Annotated in this window: 8 protein-coding genes and 1 tRNA gene; 8 read left to right on the top strand and 1 reads right to left on the bottom strand. The window is 40.9% G+C overall.

What is annotated here, in order from left to right:
- The 7 genes from B7L70_RS11235 to B7L70_RS13065 form a co-directional block, all read left to right on the top strand.
- The coding region (locus B7L70_RS11235; protein ID WP_143701638.1) for an ATP-binding protein at nucleotides 1-1,132 on the top strand (1,132 nt) is incomplete at its 5' end.
- A 77-nt stretch (nucleotides 1,133-1,209) separates the two neighbouring features.
- A complete protein-coding gene (locus B7L70_RS13600) occupies nucleotides 1,210-1,380 on the top strand; it encodes a hypothetical protein (RefSeq protein WP_162009169.1) in 171 nt (56 codons plus the stop codon).
- Between the two features lie 35 nt (nucleotides 1,381-1,415).
- A complete protein-coding gene (locus B7L70_RS11230) occupies nucleotides 1,416-2,114 on the top strand; it encodes a hypothetical protein (RefSeq protein WP_081228270.1) in 699 nt (232 codons plus the stop codon).
- Nucleotides 2,115-2,587: 473 nt separating this feature from the next.
- On the top strand, nucleotides 2,588-4,009 hold the full coding sequence (locus B7L70_RS11225; protein ID WP_081228269.1) for a TSUP family transporter: 1,422 nt from the start codon (nucleotides 2,588-2,590) through the stop codon (nucleotides 4,007-4,009).
- A gap of 23 nt (nucleotides 4,010-4,032) precedes the next feature.
- The gene (locus B7L70_RS11220) at nucleotides 4,033-5,007 is read left to right on the top strand and encodes a sulfite exporter TauE/SafE family protein (protein ID WP_081228268.1); all 975 of its coding nucleotides are present in this window, start codon (nucleotides 4,033-4,035) and stop codon (nucleotides 5,005-5,007) included.
- Between the two features lie 180 nt (nucleotides 5,008-5,187).
- A complete protein-coding gene (locus B7L70_RS11215) occupies nucleotides 5,188-6,138 on the top strand; it encodes a sulfite exporter TauE/SafE family protein (RefSeq protein ID WP_081228267.1) in 951 nt (316 codons plus the stop codon).
- A complete protein-coding gene (locus B7L70_RS13065; protein ID WP_143701637.1) occupies nucleotides 6,139-6,561 on the top strand; it encodes a hypothetical protein in 423 nt (140 codons plus the stop codon). It begins immediately after the preceding gene.
- A 354-nt stretch (nucleotides 6,562-6,915) separates the two neighbouring features.
- On the opposite strand, the gene B7L70_RS11210 is transcribed toward B7L70_RS13065, so the two are convergent.
- Nucleotides 6,916-6,993, bottom strand: a tRNA-Arg gene (locus B7L70_RS11210).
- 186 nt (nucleotides 6,994-7,179) lie between these two features.
- On the opposite strand from B7L70_RS11210, the gene B7L70_RS13595 reads away from it, so the two are divergent.
- The gene (locus tag B7L70_RS13595) at nucleotides 7,180-7,395 is read left to right on the top strand and encodes a hypothetical protein (protein ID WP_369907351.1); all 216 of its coding nucleotides are present in this window, start codon (nucleotides 7,180-7,182) and stop codon (nucleotides 7,393-7,395) included.
- Nucleotides 7,396-7,539: the final 144 nt, after the last annotated feature.

The raw sequence follows: 7,539 nt of genomic DNA, 5'->3' as shown, positions 1-7,539 counted from the left end.
CCACTTTAGCGATAGGGAGCAGGAAACTGCCATGTTCATTAAAAGGGTATTGGGATACCCAGGCATAGCAGCCATATACGGTCCACGCGGTGCAGGTAAAACTACGCTTCTAAAGCTACTAGTTGAGGGGGCTAAGGAAGTGGGGGGATTCGAAAACTTCGTATTTATCCGTTACGAATTCAGTGAAAAAATACTCAGCGACCTACAATTAGGCATACCTGAGCTTAATGAAGGCGTGATCGGTGAAATCGCTAATGAACTATCTAAATCGCTAAATAACCTAACCATAGGCACGACGTACCTCGGCATAATCATTGCCCTGAGGGATATCATTACTTCCGTTATAAAAATAATCGAGAGGTACAACCTTCGTGATAAGAAGGTAGTCGTCGTTTATGACGACATCGACAAATACGTGAGTAAGCACGACCAAGACGCACTAATGGCGGCTGCCAACGCAATAGCGGATAAAATAGTTCACGAATACGTACCACGTAGACTGTGGGTAAAGGTCATCTTCGCAGTCAGCGATAATGCGGCATCAGGAGAACTCGATAGGTTGGGCTCGAAGGGCGGATACACCCCGTACCTACTTTGGAACCTGCCGAAGAGGGCGTTTAGGGAGGTTGTGGATGAGATTGTAATGAAGACGGGGGTTAAGGACGTGGACTTCGACCTACTATGGAACTTATTAGGCGGAAACGTTAGAGAGCTCGGCATAATTATCACGGGTTATAATTGGAACGTGAAAGCGTGGCTCCAGGATAGAGCGATTAATCGCGTTAAGGAGACATTCAGGAGACATGCGGAATCAAGCGGATTCGGTAGTGTCGAGAAGGCGTTGGCGTGGCTCATTGAAAAGGGTAGGGTCGCTGCTAGGGATTACGGGCTCGGGGATTTCACGGGCCAGCCGGACGCTGTCGAGGGAGCCCTCGGACTCCTGGAAAACAACATAACGATTAACATAAACCCGCCAGGTGTTTGGCGACTATCCGAGCTACCGAGCGAGCCCTGGATCGGCAAGGACTACGCATACCAAATACCGGCTTATTACTGGGCGATAAGGGCTATGGTCGAGACAGGCAAGGCTAACGTAACACCTGAGGATTTATTAAAAATCATGCAGCATTAAAGCCATAGGAAGGAAAGGAATAGAAAAAGATTAATTTAACGAATGCAGTCTCGGTAAATACATAAAGTTGCTTAGCTATGTTACATAATCGTAACAATGTGTATGGAAGCCCTACCCATAAGGTATTGTTGGATTTGACCGAGAAGTTAGGCAATAAGGTGATTATAATACTCATGGTTAGTGAGGATTGTACATATCATTGTACATATTTAGGTGTTATTGATGGTGATTACATAATCAATGTGTAGTAATGCTTTTAATAATCTTTACATATATTAATTTGATGAATAAGGACTTGTTAAGTAGAATCATTGACAATGCGATAGTGAAGGTTAGAGCCTACGAGCCTAATTCACTGATTAGGGAGAGGGCCGATGTCTTCGTGAGAATTCATGTGGTGCCCACGGAACAGTTAATAAGGGTAAGTAATGGTAAGATTGAACCAACAGCTTACATACTGGATATATACGTGATTGGAAACAACGTTGTTAAAATTAGGGAGTACTTAAACAATCATGAGTTTGGGAAGATACGTATTGGCAGATTAATGGATAAGACGTTGGATAAGGACCCAAAACTAATCACTGATTACATTGCATTCTTAATAAATGTGTTAAGGGTCTTCCAGGGCCACCTCATATGCAGGCACGTGCTTGACCACATAGCATGGGCTTACGATGAGGTTGTGGGTGGAAACGCCATGATTAATAGGTTTAAGGCTGTGTTCCCTGATGATAGGACGATAGATAAGGCATTAAATGAGGCATCGAAGTTCCTAGTTACTGAGGTTGTGGATTTCTATAATGAGTTGAGGAGGTGGGTGCAACATGGTGATTTACGAAAGCCTTCATACACGCAATACCTCGTTATAAACACAGTACTTGAGTCCTTAAGGGATGATGAGAACCTAGTTATAATAGAAGCAAACGAGGATTATTATTACCTTGGTATAATTAAGGGATTGAAACCCGGCATCATCTAACTATGCTTTAATAATTCCCAAGGTTTAGGAACGCCCATTAAGGAGGTTTACCAAGAAGTTCTGGGGCTTCAGAGTATGAATGCTTAAGACTGCGGCAGTGGTATGTGTGTTACTAGCTGTACGTCATGTAATACCACTACTCTCTAAGTACTATCGAAACCCGTAGGGTAAGGAACTCCTGATGACTAATGATGAACCGCTGCGGTGAGGGGTCGGGGAGACCGTCGAGAAGGAGACGGTGGCGAGACCACCGTCTCCGGAGGGAAAACTTAGAGCCCTAATATCTATAAATCTAAAATTTAAATTTAATATTATATGCAATTAATTCATGCATATAACTATATATCTTTAATTTTCTATTGAAATATATTAATTAGAATTAATGCACTTATATTAAATTATTTTTAAATTAATCGTGAAATATGTGAAATAAAGTTTATAAGTCATGATCGTCACATTTTTGACTGACCGTTATGTTAATACCGATATTGATGGACTTTGTGAGGATGGTCGAGTTAATACTTGCGGGCATCATGGCAGGTCTCCTTGGCGCACTGGCTGGTTTGGGCGGTGGTGTTGTACTTACTCCCGTCCTCACCTTATTCCTCGGCGTCCCAATAATATATGCCACAGGTTCGTCCCTAGTCTCAACGATATCCACGTCGGCAGGCTCCGCCAGCGTTTATGTTAAGAAAAGGATTGCCAATGACAGGATAGGTATTAGCCTAACTACTGCCACAACAACCGGTGCAATAATTGGTTCACTAACCGCTAATTACGTGTACACGCATCACCTCACGTGGATAATATACGTAATATTCGGCCTAATACTGGTGACATCGATAATACCCACCGTGCAGAGAAGCACGTGTGAATTACCACCACCAAAGGATCCAGATAGAACAACGAGGATATTTAGACTCTTTGGTGTTTGTTATGATCCAGCGCTCAAGATTTGGTATAGGTATTGGGGTGTTCGTTGGTGGTTGGGCGAGTTGATAATGTTCTTTGCTGGTTTTATTAGTGGTTTGCTTGGTATTGGTAGTGGCGCCCTAAAGGTTCTCGGTATGGACTGGGCCATGAACCTGCCAATGAAGGTTAGCACAACAACGAGCAACTTCATGATAGGAGTGACAGCAGCAACAAGTGGCTCGCTCTACTGGTTCTTTGGTTACTTAAGCCCTTTCATAGCGACATGCACAGCAATAGGCGTGCTGTTAGGCTCGAGAATAGGTACGAGGATCCTTATGTACATAACCAATAGGCAAATTAGGTGGGTCTTCGTGGCGGTACTCGCATATCTCGGCTTTAGGATGATCCTCAGGGGGCTTGGTAGGGAGGGTATATTGCCCATAACCTCGTTTGAGAGAACCATTATCGCTGTCGTGTTTGCTTCAGTAATCATATCATCACTTTACTTCGTACTTTCTCATAAGTACTCAGAAACCATTGATAACTCAATAAATCTCTATATGGCTCAACCTGAGAGCCCTAGTAAGATTGAAATGAAATTCATAAACATTACCAGTAGTATTCTTAAATACGGAGTTCTGATAAGCATTGCATTAATGATTTTTGGATTAATAATGCTCTTTATACATGGCGGAAGTGTTGGTCTTCACATACCACTAAATAAAATCCTAGATCCATCAAGTCAAGTTAATACTAGCAGGATAACTATACTCTATGTTTTAGATGGCACAGAAAGACTTGGAGGGCTAAGTTTAATGCTCCTAGGCCTATTGGTGTTATTGGCCATTCCAGTGATCATGGTTTTCATAAACCTGGTTAGGTTTGCCTTGGAACGTGATGTGCTGTATACGGTTTTGGCGTTAATAACACTTGCAAACCTTATGATAGCGATGTTTGTATTACCTCTATTAGTATTTCGTTAATTGCTAGGTGATAAGGTGATAATATGATATTCACCCTAGAATTCCTAATAATCTTTACGATAATATTTGTATGCGGTCTTATAGCTGGCTTTTTAGGTGGCTTACTTGGTTTAGGGGGTGCGGTTATATTAACGCCTCTTATAACATCAATATTTGAGGAGTTACCTATTCAATATGCTTCAGGTATTAGTCTCATATCGGCATTGGCAACGTCAATAATGAGTGGTTCTAGGTATATGCGGTCGAAATTGCCCAATGTTAGGGTAGTAATGTTTTTAGCTCCAGCATCAACAACAGGTGCCATAGTTGGCTCATTTCTCGCCTTCCATGCAATAAGCAAGGGCTATAGCTGGATTCTCTATGTAATATTTAGCTTAGTCATGTTCATGACTATGTTCTTAACAATTAAACGAAAATCCACGGTTAATATATCAGCTGTATCAGAGCGTAGTATTGATCATGTAATTATAGAGGATTCTTTCTTTGATGTAACACTTAAGGCATATATGAACTACAAAGTGTATAGAAAAGACTTAGTTAAGGCGTGGTTCATAATGCTATTTGGCGGTTTAATGTCAGGTTTGCTGGGCATAGGTGGTGGTCCAATAAACATATTAGCCCTATATTGGGCGGCGTCATTACCACTCAAGGTGGCCTCGGCAACCAGCAATTTATTAGTTGGTGTAACAGCGGCTACAAGTGGCTCACTTTATTGGTTATTTGGTTATATACAACCCTTTATGGCCATAGCCTCTGTCTTAGGAATAACCCCGGGGGCATATGTAGCATCTAGGGTATTACCACGAATACGTGGTTCAAGCATTAAGGTCATTTTATTATCAGTATTCTCATATCTTGCAACCAGGATGCTTCTCTCAGGGCTTAATAAGGGGCATATATTGCTCATCCCTATGTTAACAAGGCATATAATAGCCTTTTCTGTATTAATCATATCCCTAATCATATTGTGGCGCTTACGTAACTATTTAACTGAATAATTAAATAATACTTTTCACGATATTTTTATATACTTAAGTATAATTAAAATTAAGTTTTTCTAAGCATCTTCACTCATAGTAATTCTTTTATAAGTATATCCCATGTTATATCAATATTTATTTTTAAATTATGGGATTTTGGAAAACAAAGTTTATAAACTCTTATTCTAATGCGTGACGATGATCGATCTAATTACCATTAGTTTTAAGGATTTGTTAGTTACCATCAGCCAAATACTTAATCTGCATAATCCAGTGGTATTTCTATTATTGATGTTCCTTGCATGTATATTAATTGGCTTTGTGGCGGTGCTAGCTGGCGTTGGCGGTGGTGTTTTATTCACACCATTAATGATGGCATTCACTACGGTAAATCCCGACATAGTGAGGGCTACGGGCCTCGCCATAGCTACAATGAGCTCTCTTATGTCATCAAAACCCTACTTGAGTAGAAATATTGCGAACTTTAGGTTGGCTTTATTCTCAGCAATACCATACACCATATTTGCGATAATAGGCTCAATAATTGGATTGCACATAACCGCTGTGTTAGGCAATCTTGGTAAGAACCTTATAAGGTTCAGTTTAGGAATCCTTGTCCTTTTTATAGCGCTTTTATTCGTGATAAAGGGAAAAAGAGTTGAGTGGCCTAATGCACCGGAGAATAAACACGATGCATTAGCAAACACCCTTGGTTTAGATGCGCAATACTTCGAAGTCTCCCTGAACAGGACTGTGATGTACAAGGTGGTTAACACACAATGGGGTATGCTATGTTTTGTAGGTGTTGGGTTGGTATCAGGCATGTTTGGACTCGGTGCCGGTTGGGCCATGGTGCCAGTGTATAACTTGGTCATGTACCTACCATTGAAGGTTGCGAGTGCCACAAGCCTTACTGTGATTGGTATTGGAGACACTGCAGCTATGTGGGTCTACATAAATGGTGGTGCAATGATACCCCTCTTCGTAATTCCATGTCTACTAGGCGTAGTTATTGGTGCCCAGGTTGGTACAAGAATGATGCCTAAATTAAAGGCTGGAATCATCAGGTGGGTGGTGATTGCAGTAATGATAATAGCTGGCCTTAGATTGATACAGCAGGCATTACCCACCATAATGGGGGTGATCTAAATGGCATCGCAATCACCCACATACTTAGCATCGAAGATTTATGGAGAAATTGCATACTGGTTAGCTATAGTGGGTGTCGCAATTTCCCTAGTAGGCTGTATCATACTTCCTACGCATTATCCCGAAAACGCCACATGCACATTAAATGCTCTAATTAAAGGCGACCCACCGCATGAGATCTTAGCCTCTTGCCTTCAGATAACTAGTTTCAATATTAAATACGTAATTAAAGCCGGTAAAACTATAGGCCTTCAATTGGACCTTATTGGACTGTTTATCTTCGGGCTTGCAGTTATAATCAGTATTGTGATCGCTAGCGGATTTATGCTAAAGGATAGGGTTGTAAGCTATGGAATAATTTCCATAGTATTAGCATTAATATTGATATTATCCATGCTAGGACTTATAACCGTTTACCTATAATAATTTTTAATGCTTAATATCGATATTATGAAAGCAAAACATAGACCTAAAATAATGATTTCACCAGCACTAAAATAGTGAGCAACACATAAAACAAAATGCAGTTCACCTTTGTCGTTTTCCCCTAATAATTGCAATTGAAGGACTTACGTAACGTGAGTGCTAAAAGCTACGCCGCACTTATGCTCAATGGATTTTAATCTTCGTCGTTAGCTTCAACGTTAACGATAATCCTTAATTACCTTGACCTCTAATATCTACAAGTCTTGGTTTATTAGCCTTTGTTGATGTGATGATGTTATTATTAAAATGCAATTAATCATGCCACAATGTTTCAGAAACAAGACCAAAATTTGGCGGCCCCGGTGGGATTTGAACCCACGACCTACGGCTTAGAAGGCCGCCGCTCTGTCCATGCTGAGCTACGGGGCCGATAATTAGGTTTAACCACGATTTTTATGCTTTTCTTGTTTCTCATACTCGGTATTTCATGTGTTGGGGGCTAAATGCTTATTATTTAGGGAACCCCAAATAATTGGGGTGCCCTAAATGTTGTTTTGGTTTTCTTGATCATTTGTAGTGTTTATTTCTGTTGGTGGCTGAGGCCTCTTAGGGTTAATTAGGTATGCCATTATCCTTAGAACACTTGCCCAAGGACCAGCACCATGGAGAGTGATCAAGCATAGGCTTGAGGATTATGAGGGAAGGAGTATAAACCTGGTCACGATGTCGCAATTATTAAGTACATTGGTTAAATTGGGAATCATTGAGGAGAGGGATGGCGAGTATGTCATAAGCGACCCTGTTTATAGATTGGCTGCTGGGCAATTATGAGGCTTCCTGCCCCATAGTCGTTCCTGTGAAAAATGCTTTTAAATTAAGCATTATGGCGTGATGTGATGAGTAAAGCAAAAACTGTGAGTAAGATTGAGACTAAGGTGGTTACCCCTACACCATTGGGCATTCCTATCGATGTGA

Source organism: Vulcanisaeta sp. EB80, from assembly GCF_002078205.2.
This window is presented reverse-complemented; position numbering and strand designations above follow the sequence as displayed.

Excerpts from the sequence above, each read along its gene's own strand:
- B7L70_RS13600 (WP_162009169.1), top strand. The coding sequence starts at position 1,210 with ATGTTACATAATCGTAACAATGTGTATGGAAGCCCTACCCATAAGGTA.
- B7L70_RS13065 (WP_143701637.1), top strand. The coding sequence starts at position 6,139 with ATGGCATCGCAATCACCCACATACTTAGCATCGAAGATTTATGGAGAA.
- B7L70_RS11220 (WP_081228268.1), top strand. The coding sequence starts at position 4,033 with ATGATATTCACCCTAGAATTCCTAATAATCTTTACGATAATATTTGTA.
- B7L70_RS11215 (WP_081228267.1), top strand. The coding sequence starts at position 5,188 with ATGATCGATCTAATTACCATTAGTTTTAAGGATTTGTTAGTTACCATC.
- B7L70_RS11225 (WP_081228269.1), top strand. The coding sequence starts at position 2,588 with ATGTTAATACCGATATTGATGGACTTTGTGAGGATGGTCGAGTTAATA.
- B7L70_RS11230 (WP_081228270.1), top strand. The coding sequence starts at position 1,416 with ATGAATAAGGACTTGTTAAGTAGAATCATTGACAATGCGATAGTGAAG.